At 40.4% G+C, this 18,929-nt stretch carries 14 protein-coding genes, 2 tRNA genes, 2 rRNA genes and 1 other annotated feature; all 18 genes read right to left on the bottom strand.

Features of this window, described 5'->3' with window-relative positions; translation table 11 throughout:
* Positions 1 to 87: 87 nt before the first annotated feature.
* Complete coding sequence (locus OE105_RS12655) at positions 88 to 594, bottom strand: NYN domain-containing protein (RefSeq protein ID WP_275420517.1); 507 nt, start codon at positions 592 to 594, stop codon at positions 88 to 90.
* A gap of 4 nt (positions 595 to 598) precedes the next feature.
* The gene (rlmB, locus tag OE105_RS12650; protein ID WP_275420516.1) at positions 599 to 1,342 is read right to left on the bottom strand and encodes a 23S rRNA (guanosine(2251)-2'-O)-methyltransferase RlmB; all 744 of its coding nucleotides are present in this window, start codon (positions 1,340 to 1,342) and stop codon (positions 599 to 601) included.
* Positions 1,342 to 1,767 carry a Mini-ribonuclease 3 gene (locus OE105_RS12645; protein WP_275420515.1) on the bottom strand — a complete coding sequence of 142 codons (426 nt, stop codon included), beginning with the start codon at positions 1,765 to 1,767 and terminating at the stop codon, positions 1,342 to 1,344. Before OE105_RS12645 ends, rlmB begins: the two co-directional genes overlap by 1 nt.
* 3 nt (positions 1,768 to 1,770) lie before the next feature.
* Entirely contained in the window at positions 1,771 to 3,168 is a 1,398-nt protein-coding gene (cysS, locus tag OE105_RS12640; protein WP_275420514.1) for a cysteine--tRNA ligase, read from the bottom strand.
* Positions 3,158 to 3,817: a serine O-acetyltransferase gene (cysE, locus tag OE105_RS12635; protein WP_275420513.1), complete on the bottom strand. Its 660-nt coding sequence runs from the start codon at positions 3,815 to 3,817 to the stop codon at positions 3,158 to 3,160. The genes cysS and cysE overlap by 11 nt, the downstream gene beginning before the upstream one ends.
* An 83-nt stretch (positions 3,818 to 3,900) precedes the next feature.
* Positions 3,901 to 4,123: a binding site (T-box leader), on the bottom strand.
* Between the two features lie 51 nt (positions 4,124 to 4,174).
* A complete protein-coding gene (gene gltX, locus OE105_RS12630; RefSeq protein WP_275420512.1) occupies positions 4,175 to 5,629 on the bottom strand; it encodes a glutamate--tRNA ligase in 1,455 nt (484 codons plus the stop codon).
* Positions 5,630 to 5,705: 76 nt separating this feature from the next.
* Complete coding sequence (ispF, locus tag OE105_RS12625; RefSeq protein WP_275420511.1) at positions 5,706 to 6,197, bottom strand: 2-C-methyl-D-erythritol 2,4-cyclodiphosphate synthase; 492 nt, start codon at positions 6,195 to 6,197, stop codon at positions 5,706 to 5,708.
* Positions 6,198 to 6,260: 63 nt separating this feature from the next.
* Positions 6,261 to 6,944, bottom strand: coding sequence for a 2-C-methyl-D-erythritol 4-phosphate cytidylyltransferase (gene ispD, locus OE105_RS12620; protein WP_275420510.1), 684 nt, complete (start codon positions 6,942 to 6,944; stop codon positions 6,261 to 6,263).
* Positions 6,945 to 7,030: 86 nt separating this feature from the next.
* Positions 7,031 to 8,119, bottom strand: coding sequence for a PIN/TRAM domain-containing protein (locus OE105_RS12615; RefSeq protein ID WP_275420509.1), 1,089 nt, complete (start codon positions 8,117 to 8,119; stop codon positions 7,031 to 7,033).
* A gap of 118 nt (positions 8,120 to 8,237) precedes the next feature.
* Positions 8,238 to 9,554: a DNA repair protein RadA gene (gene radA / locus OE105_RS12610; RefSeq protein ID WP_275422197.1), complete on the bottom strand. Its 1,317-nt coding sequence runs from the start codon at positions 9,552 to 9,554 to the stop codon at positions 8,238 to 8,240.
* 172 nt (positions 9,555 to 9,726) lie between these two features.
* A complete protein-coding gene (gene clpC, locus OE105_RS12605; protein ID WP_275420508.1) occupies positions 9,727 to 12,156 on the bottom strand; it encodes an ATP-dependent protease ATP-binding subunit ClpC in 2,430 nt (809 codons plus the stop codon).
* 21 nt (positions 12,157 to 12,177) lie between these two features.
* Positions 12,178 to 13,248: a protein-arginine kinase McsB gene (locus OE105_RS12600; protein ID WP_275420507.1), complete on the bottom strand. Its 1,071-nt coding sequence runs from the start codon at positions 13,246 to 13,248 to the stop codon at positions 12,178 to 12,180.
* Complete coding sequence (locus OE105_RS12595) at positions 13,248 to 13,787, bottom strand: protein-arginine kinase activator protein McsA (protein ID WP_275420506.1); 540 nt, start codon at positions 13,785 to 13,787, stop codon at positions 13,248 to 13,250. Before OE105_RS12595 ends, OE105_RS12600 begins: the two co-directional genes overlap by 1 nt.
* Before the next feature lie 39 nt (positions 13,788 to 13,826).
* Positions 13,827 to 14,288: a CtsR family transcriptional regulator gene (locus OE105_RS12590; protein WP_275420505.1), complete on the bottom strand. Its 462-nt coding sequence runs from the start codon at positions 14,286 to 14,288 to the stop codon at positions 13,827 to 13,829.
* Between the two features lie 1,217 nt (positions 14,289 to 15,505).
* Positions 15,506 to 15,620 (bottom strand): 5S ribosomal RNA (gene rrf / locus OE105_RS12585).
* Positions 15,621 to 15,721: 101 nt separating this feature from the next.
* Positions 15,722 to 18,650: ribosomal RNA gene (locus OE105_RS12580) — 23S ribosomal RNA — on the bottom strand.
* A 74-nt stretch (positions 18,651 to 18,724) separates the two neighbouring features.
* A tRNA-Ala gene (locus OE105_RS12575) sits at positions 18,725 to 18,797 on the bottom strand.
* Positions 18,798 to 18,816: 19 nt separating this feature from the next.
* Positions 18,817 to 18,893 (bottom strand) — tRNA-Ile (locus OE105_RS12570).
* Positions 18,894 to 18,929 lie beyond the last annotated feature (36 nt).

The raw sequence follows: 18,929 nt of genomic DNA, 5'->3' as shown, positions 1-18,929 counted from the left end.
CACAACATCGCGCAAATACAATCACCCCGATGGTCATGCATGATTAGTTATATTATACAGTAGCCCATTTTTCAACGTCAACCGACATCATTCTCCTCTTCTGAATTTTTCAAAAAAATCTGCCACTTCCTTTGATAGGGGGATTTTAGAACCTGGTCTTTCCTCTCGTATTTCTTTAAGGTTTTTTCGGATCTTTCTTTTAATATCTTTAATCTCAGTATACAATTCCCTAGCTGACTTTCGATAAGCACCTTGTCCAAAAATTGTCCATTGTTCCATATAATCCGATGTTGCGACAAACACCTTCGTCTGCTTGTCCGCTAATTCCAAAACCAACTTCTCAATCTTTTCATCAGCCGTCTCCTTCTCCTTCGTATAAATGATTTCAATATGAAAATTTTTTTGTTTTTTCTCCGTTCCTTTCACAATATAAGCATCGAATACGACGATGACCCTTACTCCGGTATATGCTTGATAATCTGCGAGAAGATCGATTAATTTGCTTCTTGCTAAGGCGAAATCTTTTTTTCTTAATTTTTGTAATTCAGGCCATGCACCGATCATGTTATATCCATCGACAATCAAAATATCCATTTTGTTATGTTCCTACCGGATATCGTTTCCGATATACTTCATACATTAATATGGCAGCTGCCACAGAAGCATTTAAAGAGGTTACATGACCTTTCATAGGTAAACGGATTAAAAAATCACAGTTTTCCTTTACCAATTTGCCTATACCCTTACCTTCACTGCCGATAACAAGGGCGAGGGGCATTTTCCCATCCATTTCTCTATAATCTTGCTCGGCATCGGCTTCTGTCCCGACGATCCAAACTCCCCTTTTCTTTAATTCATCCATTGTTTGGCGAATATTTGTTACCCGTACGATCGGAACATATTCAATCGCCCCTGTAGAAGCCTTCGCAACCGTTGCCGTTAATCCGACTGAGCGGCGTTTGGGGATGATGATTCCATGTACACCTGAGGCATCCGCCGTTCTAATAATCGAGCCTAAATTGTGCGGATCGACAATTTCGTCGAGAATGATAAAAAACGGATCTTCCTTTTGACGATCTGCCCTTAGAAATAATTCATCCAATTGGGCGTATTGGTAAGCAGCTACTTGGGCAACGACACCTTGATGATTTTCACCAACCATTTCTAATAGTTTTTTCTTTGGAACGTATTGGATTACAACATTTCTTTCCTTTGCCCTTTTTATTACTTCCTGCATATTACCTTTTTGGGAACCTTCTGCAATCCAAATTTTGTTAATATCCCGATTGGAGTTTAATGTCTCAAGCACAGCATTTCTACCAATGACATAGCCGTTTTCCATTACGGAGCAACCTCCTTTTCCTCTTCAATTAAAGCGAAGGATTGTTCGATCAGATCGTCTAAGCGGGAAAAATTGGACGATAAATAGAGGAAGCCGATTAATGCTTCAAAAGCAGTACTATATCTGTACGTTTGAACGTCGGTATTTTTCCTTACTGTTGCACTTTTTGCATTTCTTCCCCTTTTTAGGACATCAACTTCCTCTTCCGTTAAAATATTCCGTTCTAAAAAGCTTCGAGCAATATAACATTGCGCCTTAGCAGAAACATATTGAGCCGCTTTATGTTGCAACGAATTCGGTTTCGTCATCCCTCGTTCCAGCAACCTTCGTCTAACATAAACTTCAAATACCGCATCACCCATATAAGCTAAAGCTAAACTATTTATGTTTTTTGCACCTTTTGTAAACTCCGAAACTAATTTCATACATTACCCTCTTTTCCAACGTGTTCCTTGCGGCGTATCTTCTAAAATAATGTTCATTGCTTTTAACTGATCACGGATTTTATCAGCTGTTTGGAAATCCCGATTTTTTCTCGCTTCATTTCTCTGTTTAATCAATTCTTCAATTTCTTCGTCTAATATTCCCTCCTGTGTGAAACGTAAGCCGAGAATATCCGAAATTTGTTCAAAAAGATTGAGGAATTGGTCAATGACTTGATTCGATGTTGTTTTTTCCATTAAGTATAAATTTGCATTTTTAGCTAGTTCAAACCATACAGAGATTCCATTTGCCGTATTGAAGTCATCGTCCATCTCTTTAATAAATTGATCCTTTAGTTCAGAAATTTTCCTTAACCAGCGATCATCATCGTCCGTTAAATTCGTAGATGCATGTTTCCGATGTCGTAAATTTTGATAAGAAGTTTGCAATCGTTCGAGTCCGGATTTTGCATCATTTAATGTTTCTTCACTGAAATTAATCGGATTTCGGTAATGCACGGATAACATGAAAAAGCGCAAAACCTGTGGATCATATTGTTTAATAAGTTCGTGGACGAGTACAAAGTTACCAAGGGATTTAGACATTTTTTCATTATTAATATTAATATACCCATTATGCATCCAATAATTGGCAAAAGGCTTTCCGGTTAACGCTTCCGATTGGGCGATTTCATTTTCGTGATGGGGGAAGCATAAATCTTGCCCCCCTGCGTGAATATCGATCGTATCCCCTAAATATTTTTTCGCCATTGCAGAACATTCGATATGCCAACCGGGTCTTCCCTTTCCCCATGGGCTATCCCAATATACTTCCCCCGGTTTGGCCGCCTTCCAAAGGACGAAATCAAGGGGGTCTTGTTTTTTCTCACCTACTTCGATTCGAGCCCCTAAATGCAATTCTTCAATGGACTGATGGGAGAGTTTCCCATAGTCTTGAAATTTTTTCGTTCGAAAATATACATCTCCTCCAGATTCATAAGCGTAACCTTTTTCAATTAGTGATCCGATAAATTCAATAATCGTATCCATATTTTCCGTTACCCGTGGATGAACGGTCGCCCTTTTGCATCCTAAGGCAGTAATATCTTGAAAATAAGCATCAATAAAACGTTCCGCAACGGTAAAAACGTCTTCATTTAATTCATGGGCGACTTTAATGATTTTATCATCAACATCGGTGAAGTTTGAAATATACGTTACCTCATATCCGCGGAATTCAAAATACCTTCGGACGGTATCAAAGAAAATGGCCGGTCTAGCATTTCCAATATGAATATAGTTGTATACCGTAGGACCGCATACATACATTTTTACTTTTCCTTCTTCGATGGGCATAAAATGTTCTTTCTTTTGTGTTAACGTATTGTAGATTTTAATCGGCATTTTCTAAACTCCTTTCCTGTTTTAATTGTTCAATTTCTTGTTTTAATTGTTTTATTTCCGTTTCTAAATGTTTACAATAATCGAGAATCGGATCAGGTAAATCCCTATGATTTAAATCTTTCTTTACTTTTACCCCATCACGAACGACAATTCTTCCCGGGATCCCGACTACGGTAGAATTCGGTGGAACGTCTTTTAATACGACTGAACCAGCACCGATTTTCGAATTTTCACCAACTGTAATCGAACCGAGTACCTTTGCTCCGGTGGCGACTAATACATTATCTTTCAAAGTAGGATGCCTTTTCCCCTTTTCCTTACCTGTACCGCCGAGGGTTACCCCTTGATAAATCGTTACATTATTGCCAATTTCACACGTTTCTCCGATGACGACACCCATTCCATGATCGATAAAAAATCGTCTACCTATTTTTGCTCCCGGATGGATTTCAATTCCTGTGAAAAAACGGCTAATTTGTGATATGACCCGGGCTAAAAAGAAAAATTTTCGTTTATATAACCAATGGGCAATTCGGTGGGCCCAAATTGCATGTAATCCGGAGTATGTGAAAATTACTTCCAAATAACTTCTTGCAGCCGGGTCTTGATCAAAAACAACTTCAATATCTTCTTTCAAATATTTAAACAAGATCAATCCCCCTCTTTAATCACTTTAATAAAATGGTATGAACAAATCTGGAAATAAAAAAGCGCCTTTGCCTACGATAAATAGACAGAGACGCTCTTCCACGCGGTTCCACTCTGTTTAGACTAAAAAGCTTAGTCTCACTCGTTTTTCGTAACGGTAATGACCGCCTTTATTTACTCAACAACATGTTTTTCAATAAAGGGCTCAGAGGTGCATTTCGATGATGTATTTCTAGATCACTTCCAGCCTTGGTGATCCTCTCTGTAAGAAATATCATCATCTACTTCTCCTCTTCAACGCTTTTTCTATATTCGATTGTTCCTCATAACATTACGATATGATCCGAGTTTCAAAATGTTACCCAATTAACGATTGGATGCGTTTTATTACTTTTTCTTTCCCTAACAATTCTAATGCCATCGGAAGTTCAGGTCCGTGGGTTTGCCCAGTTGCAGCCACCCGAATCGGCATGAATAATTTTTTCCCCTTTTGTCCAGTTTGTTTTTGTACCCTTTTGATCGCCGACTTGATTTCATCAGCTGTATATGACTCTAGTTCCTTTATTTGCTCTAAAAATGCTCTTAAAACATCCGGCACTTGATCACCAGCAAGAACTTCTTTTGCCTCTTCTTCATAGGTAATAGTATCGGTGAAAAATAATTCGGACAGTGGAACGATTTCCGCTCCATAGCTCATTTGCTCTTGATATAAGGCGATTAGCCTCCTTGCAAAATCAAATTCTTTTTCACTCGGATTTTCAGGAATTGTTCCAGCTTTCTTTAAATGGGGCAGCGCCAATTCCACCAACCGATCAAGATCTAATTTTTTCATATATTGGTTATTCATCCATGTTAGTTTTTTCGTGTCAAACACAGCTGGGGATTTGGATAATCGTTTCGGATCGAAAATTTGGATTAATTCTTCTTTGGAGAAAATTTCTTCCTCTCCTTTAGGCGACCAACCGAGCAAAGCGATGAAATTAAAGAGGGCTTCGGGTAAATATCCCAGCTCTTCGTATTGTTCGATAAATTGGATAATCGTTTCATCCCGTTTACTTAATTTTTTCCGATTTTCATTAACAATTAAGGTCATATGGCCAAAAATTGGTGGTTCCCATCCAAAGGCCTCGTAGATCATCAATTGTTTCGGCGTATTGGAAATATGGTCATCTCCACGTAATACATGGGTGATTTTCATTAAATGATCATCGATTGCAACGGCAAAGTTGTAAGTAGGCATCCCATCCTTTTTAACGATGACAAAATCGCCGATTCCATCGGAGTCGAAGGAAACTTCATCCTTTACAATATCTTGGAATGAATATGTTTTTCCTTGTGGCACTTTAAATCGGATGCTCGGCTTTCTTCCTTCCCTTTCCAATTGGTTTCGCTCTTCTTCCGTTAAGTGACGACATTTTCCCGAATAACGGGGCATTTGGCCGCGAGCCAATTGTTCTTCCCGCTCTTTTTCCAATTCTTCTTCCGTGCAATAACACTTGTATGCTAATCCTCTGTTTAAAAGATCTTCATAATATTTTTTGTAAATGTCTAATCTTTCCGATTGACGGTATGGTCCGTATGCTCCACCAATATCAATGCTTTCATCCCAGTCCATTCCGAGCCATTTTAAATATTTTAACTGACTTTGTTCTCCACCTTCAATATTTCTTTTTTGATCCGTATCTTCAATACGAATAACAAATGTCCCGTTTTGGCTTCGGGCAAATAAGTAATTAAAAAGTGCAGTTCTAGCGTTTCCGATATGTAAATGTCCTGTTGGACTCGGTGCATACCTAACGCGAATCGTGTCCATGTTATTTCCCTCCAGTAGAATATCTATAATCCAAAGTTTATTGTACAACAAATGACCATCGGAAGTAACTGCTTCTTTAACTTTCCCTTTCCCGTTGTTTTTCCAACAGGACGACTGCCAATGCAGCGATTCCCTCTTCCCTTCCTGTGAAACCGAGTTTTTCCGTCGTCGTTGCCTTCACATTGATTTGATCCCGTTCAACTTCTAAAATACTGGCTATCCGATCCTTTATTTGCTCCCGATATGGCCCCATCTTTGGACGTTCACAAATCAATGTACAGTCAGCATTCCCTAACGTAAATCCCTTTTCTTTAACAAGTTTCCATACCTTTTTTAAAAGTATAGCAGAATCGGCATTTTTATATGAAGGATCCGTATCTGGAAAATGGGTTCCGATATCTACTAAGCCGACCGCTCCTAATATGGCATCCGTTAACGCATGTAGAAGAACATCGGCATCGGAATGACCAGAAAGTCCCTTTTCAAATGGAATGTTTACACCCCCGATGATCAAAGGTCGACCATCAGCGAACCGATGCACATCAAAACCTTGTCCAATACGAAACAATCCAATACCTCCTAATTTAACGTTTCTAGTTTTTCATGAAATGTACCCGGAGGACATTCCTTATCATTCTTTTTTCAATAGTAAAGATTCAGCGAAAAGTAAATCTTCCTTCGTCGTAATTTTAATATTTTCATAATCGCCTTCGATGATTTTCACCTTTTTACCGATTCGTTCAACAAGGGATGCATCGTCTGTCCCTAAAAAACGATCCCTCTCTGCTAGTTCGTGGGCAGATTTTATGACGGATAGTCGAAAGGCTTGAGGCGTTTGGATAGCCCAAAGCATCGCCCGATCGATCGTTTCCATCACGATTCCATTTTGTACTTTTTTAATCGTATCTTTTACCGGAACACCTAAAACAGCCGCTCCTTCACGACTCGCTTCCACTACGAGTTGATGAATATGAGGGATTTTTACCATCGGTCTTGCTCCATCGTGAATCAGTACGATTTCCTCATCTCCCTCAACCGTTTCTAAACCTGCAAAAACACTTTGTTGCCGTTCGCGTCCACCGTTAATGATTTTCCCTACTTTTGTTATTCCGTATGTTTTAATATGCCTCTCAATCTCTTCCCGTTCCTTTTCATTGATGACTAAAATAATTTCATCGCACCATTCGTCTTTTTCAAATATTGTCATCGTATGGACGACAATTGGGACATTTCGGATGGGAATAAACAATTTATTTCTTCCATACCCCATCCTTTTTCCCATCCCTGCAGCTGGAATAATTACTTTATATTGCATCCTAATTTTCCCCTAATCTTTTTTTCAGAATATGTATTTAAGGGAGATCAATAACAAAGGTTGATCTCCCTTTTTATTATAACTTATTATAACGCTTTTTCTAAAAGTTTGGGTTTTGCAAAGATCATTCTTCCTGCAGATGTTTGTAAAACGCTCGTCACTAATACGTTAATCGTTTTCCCGATATAATCCTTTCCTTCTTCAACGACGATCATCGTTCCATCATCTAAATAAGCGATTCCTTGATTTTGTTCCTTTCCGTCTTTAATGACTTGAACGATCATTTCTTCTCCCGGAAGAACAACCGGTTTGACTGCATTCGCTAAATCATTAATATTTAATACAGGCACTTGTTGCAATTCACAAACTTTATTTAAGTTGAAGTCGTTTGTTACAACCGTTCCGTTCATCAGTTTCGCTAATTTCACCAATTTACTATCCACTTCTTGGATATCTTCAAAATCACCTTCATAAATCTCCACTTTGATTGGAAGTTCCTTTTGAATTCGATTTAATATATCTAATCCCCTTCGTCCTCGATTCCTCTTTAAAACATCGGAGGAATCGGCAATATGTTGTAGCTCTTCTAGTACGAATTGGGGAATGACAATCGTTCCTTCTAGAAAACCTGTTTGACAAATATCGGCAATCCGACCATCGATGATGACGCTCGTATCTAATAGTTTAAAACGGGATACGGATTCTCCCTTTTCTTCTTCTTCTGTCCCTTTCTTTTTTCCGATACGATTAGGGAAAAGACTCCGCACTTCATCTCGTTTTTTAAAGCCGACTTGGAAACCTAAATATCCTAGTAATACGGTTAAAACTATCGGCGCAATTTCATTCATGAGGGGAAGTCGAATGGCGTTTAAAGCAAAGCTAATCAAAAAGGCGACGATTAACCCGATAATTAAGCCCATCGTACCAATGAGGAGATCGAATAACGGTGCTTTGATCAACATTTCTTCAAGCCATTTAATAAAATTGACGACGTATTTCACCGCCCAAAATGTCATAAGGAAAAAAACGATTGCACCGATTATCGCTGTTGTATATGGATTATTTAACATTGGATACTGATCTAGATTTACTGCAATCAATATAATAGGTAATAATATAATTCCTAATGCCCCACCGATCAGTAAAAAACAAGCTTGAACAATTCTCGTTAACAATATTTTCACCTCCTATTTTCATTATAAACAATTTTCCTATTTTGAAACGTTTTATTGAAAAATATATTATACGAGGTTGTTGAACGATTTATGACAAAAAAATTAAGAAAAAATAAATTTAATGTAATGCCAATTTTAACGCCTCATCAATCGTAGACACACCTACTAATTGAATTGGGATGGATTCAGACCAAGACCCTAAGTTGTTAGACGGAAGGAAAACCCGTTTAAAGCCCAGTTTTTCCGCTTCTTTCACTCTTTGTTCAATTCTAGAAACACGTCGAATTTCACCTGTAAGACCTACTTCACCGATAAAACAATCGGTAGGTTTCGTCGGTTGATCCCGGAAACTAGAAGCAATACTTATAGCAATTGCTAAATCGATCGCCGGTTCATCTAGCTTAACGCCACCTGCAGCCTTCAAATAGGCATCTTGATTTTGTAACAAAAATCCAACCCTCTTTTCCAAAACCGCCATTAATAGGGATACCCGATTATGGTCGATGCCTGTTGCCATTCTGCGCGGATTACCAAATGTCGTTGGGGAAATAAGGGCTTGAATTTCGACGAGGATTGGTCTTGTCCCTTCCATAGATGCAACGACTGTTGAACCAGAAGCACCTTTCATCCGCTCTTCTAAAAAAATTTGTGACGGATTATGAACTTCTTCCAACCCGGTTTCTTTCATTTCGAAAATGCCTAATTCATTCGTCGAGCCAAAACGGTTTTTCACTGCCCGTAAAATCCGATAAGCGTGATGTCTTTCTCCTTCGAAATATAAAACAGTATCGACCATATGCTCTAATAATCGGGGACCTGCAAGATTGCCTTCCTTTGTCACATGACCGACGATAAAAATCGGGATACCATTTATTTTCGCAATACGCATCAGCTCACTTGTGCTTTCACGAACTTGGGATACTGAACCGGGTGCGGAGGTAATATCAGGATGGAAAATCGTTTGAATTGAATCAACGACTGTAAAATCCGGCTTGATTTCCCTTATCGCTTCTTCGATCAATAACAGATTCGTTTCGGCAAGAACAAATAGACGTTCAGAAGTTGTACCTAAACGGTCCGCCCTTAATTTCGTTTGTTTAATCGATTCCTCTCCAGAAATATACAAAACGGTTAAATCCTTATTGGCGAGCTGATTCGAAACTTGGAGTAACAAAGTCGATTTTCCAATTCCAGGATCACCCCCGATTAAAACGAGGGACCCCCTAACAATCCCACCTCCCAAAACACGGTTTAATTCCTTTGAATTAGTTAATATCCGGGCTTCTTCGATCGATTCGACCTTCGATAAAGGGACGGGCTTTCTTTTCTCTTGATCTTGTTTAATTCCGTTGTAAAATGTACGTCGTTTACCTTTTACTTCAGTAATTTCTTCTGTGAACGTATTCCATTCATTACAGTTTGGACAACGACCCATCCATTTCGGCGATTCATATCCACATGTTTGACAAACAAACTTCGATTTTACTTTCACCTTATCCCGTACCCCTCTTTATCTTTCTGTTTCTTTTTATTGTCTCATAGTTAATCAGAAGACGGCAACCCCCGAAAGTACTAAGTTTCCAGGAGTTGCCCATCGTTTGACAAAATTAAGAGTATACATTTGTTTTTACAATAAATTGCCCATTTTCAACATCAATTAATACTTTTTGACCTGGGATGATATTCTTTTTCAATAGTTCTTCGGAGAGAAGATCTTCGATATGTTTTTGAATAGCGCGGCGTAATGGTCGAGCCCCATAATCGGGATCATATCCAAGATCTGTTATTTTTTCTTTCACTTTATCAGAAAGTTCCAATTCGATGTTTTGCTCTTTTAACCGATTGATTAAATTTTGTGAAAGCAGTGAAACGATATTTTGTAAATGTTTTTTTTCTAAAGCATGGAATACGATAATTTCATCAATTCGATTTAAAAACTCAGGTCGGAATTCCCTTTTCAGCTCTTCCAATACTCTGCCTTTCATATCTTTATAATCAGACTTACCATCTTGAATATTAAATCCTAAATTTTTATTCCGTTTTAACGCTTCCGCACCAACATTAGAAGTCATAATCAAAATCGTATTTCGAAAATCAACCGTTCTTCCTTTTGAATCCGTCAATCGCCCATCTTCTAAAACTTGAAGCAATATATTAAACACATCGGGATGGGCTTTTTCAATTTCATCGAAGAGAATTACCGAATATGGTTTTCTTCGAATCTTTTCTGTTAATTGTCCACCTTCATCATAACCGACATATCCAGGAGGGGAACCGACTAATCTTGAGGTCGAATGTTTCTCCATATATTCTGACATATCGATGCGAATCATTGCATCTTCTTCACCGAACATCGCTTCCGCCAACGCCCGAGCTAATTCGGTTTTTCCTACTCCGGTTGGTCCGAGGAAAATAAATGATCCAATCGGTCGTTTCGGATCTTTCAGGCCTGCTCTTGCTCTACGGACAGCTTTTGCGACGGCTTTAACAGCTTCGTCTTGACCAATCACCCTCGAATGGAGGATTTCTTCCAATTTCAATAATTTTTCTGCTTCTGTTTCAGCAAGTTTTGAAACAGGTATACCGGTCCAACTGGAAACAACCGTTGCAATATCTTCAATTGTTACTTTGCTGTTTTCCTTTCCTTGTTTTTCTTTCCAGCTTTTTTTCGTTTCCTCTAGTTGTTCGCGAAGTCTCTGCTCCATATCACGGAGAGATGCGGCTTTTTCAAATTCTTGGCTTTGAACTGCAGCGTCCTTTTCCTTTCTCACCGTTTCGAGTTTTACTTCCAATTCCTTTAAGTTCGGTGGGGTCGTAAAACTTCTAAGGCGAACCTTCGAACCCGCTTCATCGATTAAATCGATTGCTTTGTCTGGTAAAAATCGGTCGGAGATATAACGGTCGGAAAGTTTTACAGCAGCATCAATTGCTTCGTCTGTAATTGCCACACGATGATGGGCTTCATAACGATCCCTAAGACCTTTTAAAATTTGAATCGTTTCATCCACCGATGGTTCATCTACCATAATCGGTTGAAAACGTCTTTCAAGGGCTGCATCCTTTTCAATATATTTTCGATATTCATCTAATGTTGTCGCTCCGATACATTGGAGTTCACCCCTTGCAAGGGATGGTTTCAAAATATTTGAAGCGTCGATCGCCCCTTCTGCTCCACCTGCTCCGATTAACGTATGCAATTCATCGATAAATAAAATGATATTTCCCGCCTGTCGAATTTCATCCATTACCTTTTTTAAACGATCTTCAAATTCACCACGATATTTCGTCCCTGCAACGACCGTACCCATATCTAACGTCATAACCCGTTTATTCCGCAAAATTTCCGGTACTTCATTATTGACAATCTGTTGGGCGAGTCCTTCAGCAATGGCCGTTTTTCCTACACCAGGTTCACCGATTAAAACGGGGTTGTTTTTCGTTCGTCTACTCAAAACTTCAATAACCCGTTGAATTTCCTTTTCCCTGCCAATGACAGGATCTAGACTTCCTTCTCTTGCAATTTGTGTCATATCTCGCGCTAAACTATCTAAAGTAGGGGTATTAACATTTGTCGAACCATTGGCAGCATTGCTGTTCGTTTCATTGTTTCCGAGTAATTGCAATACTTGTTGGCGGGCTTTATTCAAGCTAACGCCTAAATTACTTAACACCCGGGCGGCAACTCCTTCCCCCTCCCGAATTAAACCGAGCAATATATGTTCCGTACCTACATATGAATGTCCTAATTTTCTCGCTTCATCCATCGATAATTCGATCACCTTTTTTGCCCGTGGAGTGTAAGAAGGTGATGGGATTTGTTCTTTTCCGATGCCAATTAAATTTTCCACTTCTTGTTGGATTTTTTCAGAAGTTAATCCGAGACTAGATAAAGCCTTTGCTGCAATCCCTTCCCCTTCCCTAACTAATCCTAACAATATATGTTCCGTACCTACATTGGGATGTTTTAATCGTATGGCTTCTTCCTGGGATAGGGCCAACACTTTTTGAGCCCTTTCTGTAAAACGGCCAAACAGCATAATGAAAACCTCCTTTTTACCTTATTTATTTCTTTCTAAAAACAGTCGTTCCCGTATTAACTTCGCTCTTCTTACATCCCTATCGAAAGGACGAAGAGGTCCACCAGCATATTGCTGTAGGAATCCAGGTTGGGTTAAAATCATTAACTCATTTAAAATTGTTTTCGATATATTTTTAATGTATCCCATATCAATTCCCATTCTCACATCGGATAAACATTGTGCAGCTTCCTTTGACTCAATAATACGACAATTTGTTAAAACACCAAGGGAGCGAAACACTTTATCTTCCAATTGAACCTCTGAAGTTTTTCGAATCGTTTCTCGGGCAGCCCTTTCTTGGGATATAATTTGTTCTACAACCCCGTTTAAATCAAAAAGAACATCTTGCTCAGATTTTCCTAGCGTAATTTGATTCGATATTTGAAAGATATTACCTAACGCTTCACTTCCTTCACCATATATTCCCCTGACCACAAGCCCCAATTGATTGATGGACGGAATCAACTGGCTCATCTGTTGGGTCATAACGAGCCCAGGAAGATGCATCATGACCGATGCCCTTAATCCTGTTCCCACATTTGTTGGACAACTAGTTAAATAGCCATAGACTTCATTATATGCATAATCAACTTGCTTTTCGATTTGATCATCGACCATATTCGCAATTTCCAAAGCCCTTTCCAACTGCAGACCAGACAATAATACTTGAATTCGAATATGATCTTCTTCGTTAATCATAATACTAATGTTTTCATTTTCCGACAAAAGGCATGCTCCGTTTAATGATTCTTTTGCTAAATTCGGGCTAATTAAATGTTTTTCAACTAATACTTGTTTTTGTAGTTCTTGCAACTGATCCATTTTCAACAATTCAATGTTTTTCAATGGATATTCGTTCAAAAATGGAATAATTTTTTCAATATATTCCAATACCCTTTTGGAGTCCTCTTGGGAAAAAACAGTTGGAAACAAAAAGTCCTTTAAATTTCTAGCCAATCGAATTCGAGATGTTAAAACGATATCAGAGTGGGGACCTTCTCCATTCATCCAATTGCTAAGAGACTGATTTAAAAATTTTTCAATGGACATTATGCTTCCCCCTCTTGCAATTGCCTTTCGTACATTCGAATTTCGTCTCGAATTTCAGCAGCTTTTTCAAATTCTTCTTTTTCGATTAAAGTTTGTAATGTTTCCTTTAAAATATCGATCTTTTTCTTTATATATAATGATCCACCGGCCCTTTTTGGTATTTTCCCACTGTGTTTCCAATTTCCGCCGTGTAGACGTTTTAAAATGGGTGTTAATTGATCATGGAATGTTAAATAACAATTTGGACAGCCAAACTTACCAACTTTTAAAAATCGGGAAAAAGTCATCCCACACTCATTACATTGCAATAATTCATTATGTTGCACCGCTTCCTGTTGTGTTTGATTAAAATTAGGATGAACATTAAATAATCCCGCTAGCAAATTATTGATTGTCAAACCCGGCGATTGGTTCATAAAAAATAAATTTCCCTTTTCCTGTGCACATTGCTCACATAAATGAATTTCTGTTTTTTCTCCATTGATGATTTTTGTAAAATGTAAGGTTGCCGGCCTCATTTGACATTCTTCACACAACATATCATTCACCTCGCTTAAACTGGAAATAAAAAGGGAGTGTTAAACATACTTTAATGTCGTTAACATCGACTTTAATAATCTCGCCCTTAAATAATCCCGTTCAGGAAGATTAATGCCTATTACATTTCTCTCCATTATACTCATCATAATTTTTGCTTCTCTTTCTGTTATTACTTCCTCCTCAGCTAGCCGATTAATGATATCAACAGCAACGGATTGTGACAACTCATTTCCAATTAAATCTAAAATATGATCAATTAAATGAATATCATCATTTGTTCGTACTTTGATGATTCGAATATAACCCCCGCCGCCGCGTTTACTCTCAACAATATATCCCCGTTCAATCGTAAAACGAGTATTGATGACGTAGTTGATTTGCGAAGGAACACATTGAAATTTATTAGCGATTTCACTTCTTTTTATTTCAACAATTTCATCATCGCTTGTCTCTAGAACTCGCTTCAAATAGTCTTCAATAATATCGGAAATATTTCTCATGTTCCTCCCTCCTTATTTGACTTTGACTATATTTGACTTTAGTATATTTATTATATATTGTTTTTTTACTTAACGCAATCATCGTAACTCTAGAAGAAGCTTTATTCCATTTACATTTTTTAGCACAGATTTTTAAAAATTAAATAACATAATCCCACCGTTTCAAATGATCGTAATTTTTTTACATAGCTATTTTTTGATCGAGAAATGTTACAAACAGATTGTTTCATCTTTAAAATTCATATTTTATAAACAACGAAAACTATTTCTCACTCCACAATTCAATCCAACTGATATTTTTTTAACTTGATTAAATCATCATATTTATTTTTCCCACTCACTATTTTACTAAACCAGAAATATATGATTTCCCATTTAAAAATCTAGATTACATTTAAGATATATAGGAAAATCAAATCTTGAATAGAAAAAACTTATCATTACTTACATAATTATAAACGATGGAATCTCAATATTATTATATGGTGAACGTTCCTTTCTAGCGACCTTCATCGACCTGTCCTTGTTTTCATAAAACCGTCGATTACAATGATTTTTTTCAATAATTCCACTTACAATCCATAAATAAAAATATAAGGTAAAAATGCAGACAACAAATGTATGACGAAGACTAATTTTTCGATATTGATAAAAACTTAATAAGTAGAGGGTTTTTATATTTGCCTATATGGAAAACATTTATGCGAAAACAGGTGATCTTCCCGCCCAGGTAATCAGCTAATGTCTTTTTATTCATCTCATTTTCTTTTTCTTCCCATTTGAAACCGTTGTTTATATAATTTATTTTGCAAATCAACTAACTTTCCCCTGAATCAAAAACTTGACATGTATATCTTTTTAATCCCTAAAAAATATTTCAGAATGAGGAAAGAACTTTCTTCTCCCCCTGTAATCAAACTATTCCCTAGTCAGACGATTAGAGAAAAAAAGTATGATTTCTTATCTTTTTATAATTTTTGGTTCTTTGTCAAATATTAAGGTACAGGCTGTCGCGCTTTCGCATGATGGCCTGTACCTTTTGAGGAATACTCCTTTTATTCCACATGAATCCCAATTTCTTTATACTTATCTGATAATAAAATTTGAACCCGTGCATGACCACCACATTAAATATAGAGCTATAAATCTCCATTTGATCCATCTCTAAAATGTGACCAATAGAAAAAGAGCAGTCAATTGAGACTGCCCTTTCATTTGCCCGGCGACGTCCTACTCTCGCAGGGGATACCCCCAACTACCATCGGCGCTGAGAAGCTTAACTTCCGTGTTCGGGATGGGAACGGGTGTGACCTTCTCGCCATCGTCACCGGACGATGTATGATGTATTATATTCAAGGAATATTTATTCCCTCAAAATTAGATAACATAAGGCAACAGCCGCATGCGCTCAATTGTCTAGTTCGACTTTCAATTAGGTTAAGTCCTCGAACGATTAGTATCCGTCAGCTCCACACGTCACCGTGCTTCCACCTCGGACCTATCAACCTCGTCATCTTCGAGGGTTCTTACTATAGCCGAAGCTATATGGGAAATCTCATCTTGAGGGGGGCTTCATGCTTAGATGCTTTCAGCACTTATCCCTTCCGCACATAGCTACCCAGCGATGCCCCTGGCGGGACAACTGGTACACCAGCGGTGCGTCCATCCCGGTCCTCTCGTACTAGGGACAGCTCCTCTCAAATTTCCTACGCCCGCGACGGATAGGGACCGAACTGTCTCACGACGTTCTGAACCCAGCTCGCGTACCGCTTTAATGGGCGAACAGCCCAACCCTTGGGACCGACTACAGCCCCAGGATGCGATGAGCCGACATCGAGGTGCCAAACCTCCCCGTCGATGTGGACTCTTGGGGGAGATAAGCCTGTTATCCCCGGGGTAGCTTTTATCCGTTGAGCGATGGCCCTTCCATACGGAACCACCGGATCACTAAGCCCGACTTTCGTCCCTGCTCGACCTGTCCGTCTCGCAGTCAAGCTCCCTTATGCCTTTACACTCTGCGAATGATTTCCAACCATTCTGAGGGAACCTTTGGGCGCCTCCGTTACCTTTTAGGAGGCGACCGCCCCAGTCAAACTGCCCACCTGACACTGTCTCCCGAAGCGATTCCACTTCGCGGGTTAGAATTTCAATACAGCCAGGGTAGTATCCCAACGACGCCTCCATGGAAGCTGGCGCTCCCACTTCCACGGCTCCTACCTATCCTGTACAAGCTGCACCGAAATTCAATATCAGGCTACAGTAAAGCTCCACGGGGTCTTTCCGTCCTGTCGCGGGTAACCTGCATCTTCACAGGTACTATAATTTCACCGAGTCTCTCGTTGAGACAGTGCCCAGATCGTTACGCCTTTCGTGCGGGTCGGAACTTACCCGACAAGGAATTTCGCTACCTTAGGACCGTTATAGTTACGGCCGCCGTTTACTGGGGCTTCAATTCGAAGCTTCGTGTTGCCACTAACCTCTCCTTTTAACCTTCCAGCACCGGGCAGGCGTCAGCCCCTATACTTCGCCTTACGGCTTTGCAGAGACCTGTGTTTTTGCTAAACAGTCGCCTGGGCCTATTCACTGCGGCTTTTCAGGGCTATGCACCCCAAAAAGCACCCCTTCTCCCGAAGTTACGGGGTCATTTTGCCGAGTTCCTTAACGAGAGTTCTCTCGCTCACCTTAGGATTCTCTCCTCGCCTACCTGTGTCGGTTTACGGTACGGGCACCCGAATCCTCGCTAGAAGCTTTTCTCGACAGTGTGAAATCGGGAACTTCGGTACTTCATTTCCCTCCCCATCACAGCTTGATGTGTGAGGAAAAGGATTTGCCTCTTCCTCCATCTTGCTGCTTGGACGCGGATATCCATCACCGCGCTTTCCCTATCCTCCTGTGTCCCTCCATTGCTCAAACGGATCCTAGGTGGTACAGGAATATCAACCTGTTGTCCATCGCCTACGCCTGTCGGCCTCGGCTTAGGTCCCGACTAACCCTGAGCGGACGAGCCTTCCTCAGGAAACCTTAGGCATTCGGTGGAAGGGATTCTCACCCTTCTTTCGCTACTCATACCGGCATTCTCACTTCTAAGCGCTCCACCGGTCCTTCCGGTCCGGCTTCGATGCCCTTAGAACGCTCTCCTACCACGGACACGCAAGTGTCCATCCGCAGTTTCGGTGATACGTTTAGCCCCGGTACATTTTCGGCGCAGAGTCACTCGACCAGTGAGCTATTACGCACTCTTTAAATGATGGCTGCTTCTAAGCCAACATCCTGGTTGTCTCGGCAACTCCACATCCTTTTCCACTTAACGTATACTTTGGGACCTTAACTGGCGGTCTGGGCTGTTTCCCTCTCGACTACGGATCTTAGCACTCGTAGTCTGACTCCCAAGCATAAGTCGTTGGCATTCGGAGTTTATCTGAATTCGGTAACCCGATGAGGGCCCCTAGTCCAAACAGTGCTCTACCTCCAAGACTCTTCGCTTGAGGCTAGCCCGAAAGCTATTTCGGAGAGAACCAGCTATCTCCAAGTTCGATTGGCATTTCACCCCTACCCACACCTCATCCCCGCACTTTTCAACGTACGTGGGTTCGGGCCTCCAGTAAGTGTTACCTTACCTTCACCCTGGACATGGGTAGATCACCTGGTTTCGGGTCTACGACCTCATACTCTTTCGCCCTATTCAGACTCGCTTTCGCTACGGCTCCGGTTTCCCTTAACCTCGCATGAGATCGTAACTCGCCGGTTCATTCTACAAAAGGCACGCCATCACACATTATCGTGCTCTGACTACTTGTAGGCACACGGTTTCAGGTTCTCTTTCACTCCCCTCCCGGGGTGCTTTTCACCTTTCCCTCACGGTACTGGTTCACTATCGGTCACTAGGGAGTATTTAGCCTTGGGAGATGGTCCTCCCTGCTTCCGACGGGATTTCCCGTGTCCCGTCGTACTCAGGATCCACTCAGGAGGAAACGAAGTTTCGACTACAGGGCTGTTACCTTCTCTGGCCGGCCTTTCCAGACCGGTTCATCTACTCCGTTCCTTTGTAACTCCGTGTTGAGTGTCCTACAACCCCAAGGGGCAAGCCCCTTGGTTTGGGCTGTTCCCGTTTCGCTCGCCGCTACTCAGGGAATCGCATTTGCTTTCTCTTCCTCCGGGTACTTAGATGTTTCAGTTCCCCGGGTCTGCCCTCCTTATTCTTTCGAATAAGGATACTGTTCGATTACGAACAGTGGGTTTCCCCATTCGGAAATCTCCGGATCAACGCTTACTTACAGCTCCCCGAAGCATATCGGTGTTTGTCCCGTCCTTCATCGGCTCCTAGTGCCAAGGCATCCACCGTGCGCCCTTTCTAACTTAACCTAATTGAACGCGTTACTCGGTTTTGTTTTGCCTTACGTTTATCTAATTTTCAAGGAACAAATCTTTTCTTCATGTGGAGCCTAGCGGGATCGAACCGCTGACCTCCTGCGTGCAAAGCAGGCGCTCTCCCAGCTGAGCTAAGGCCCCATAAAAAGCATGGATTTTATGGTGGGCCTGAATGGACTTGAACCATCGACCTCACGCTTATCAGGCGTGCGCTCTAACCAGCTGAGCTACAGGCCCCTAACCACCAAAATTGTTCAGGGGATTAAACCCTCA

The organism is Fervidibacillus halotolerans (assembly GCF_026547205.1).
Lineage (GTDB): Bacteria > Bacillota > Bacilli > Bacillales > Caldibacillaceae > Fervidibacillus > Fervidibacillus halotolerans.
The sequence above is the reverse complement of the archived record's forward strand: the minus strand, read 5'-3'. Positions and strand labels throughout refer to the sequence as shown.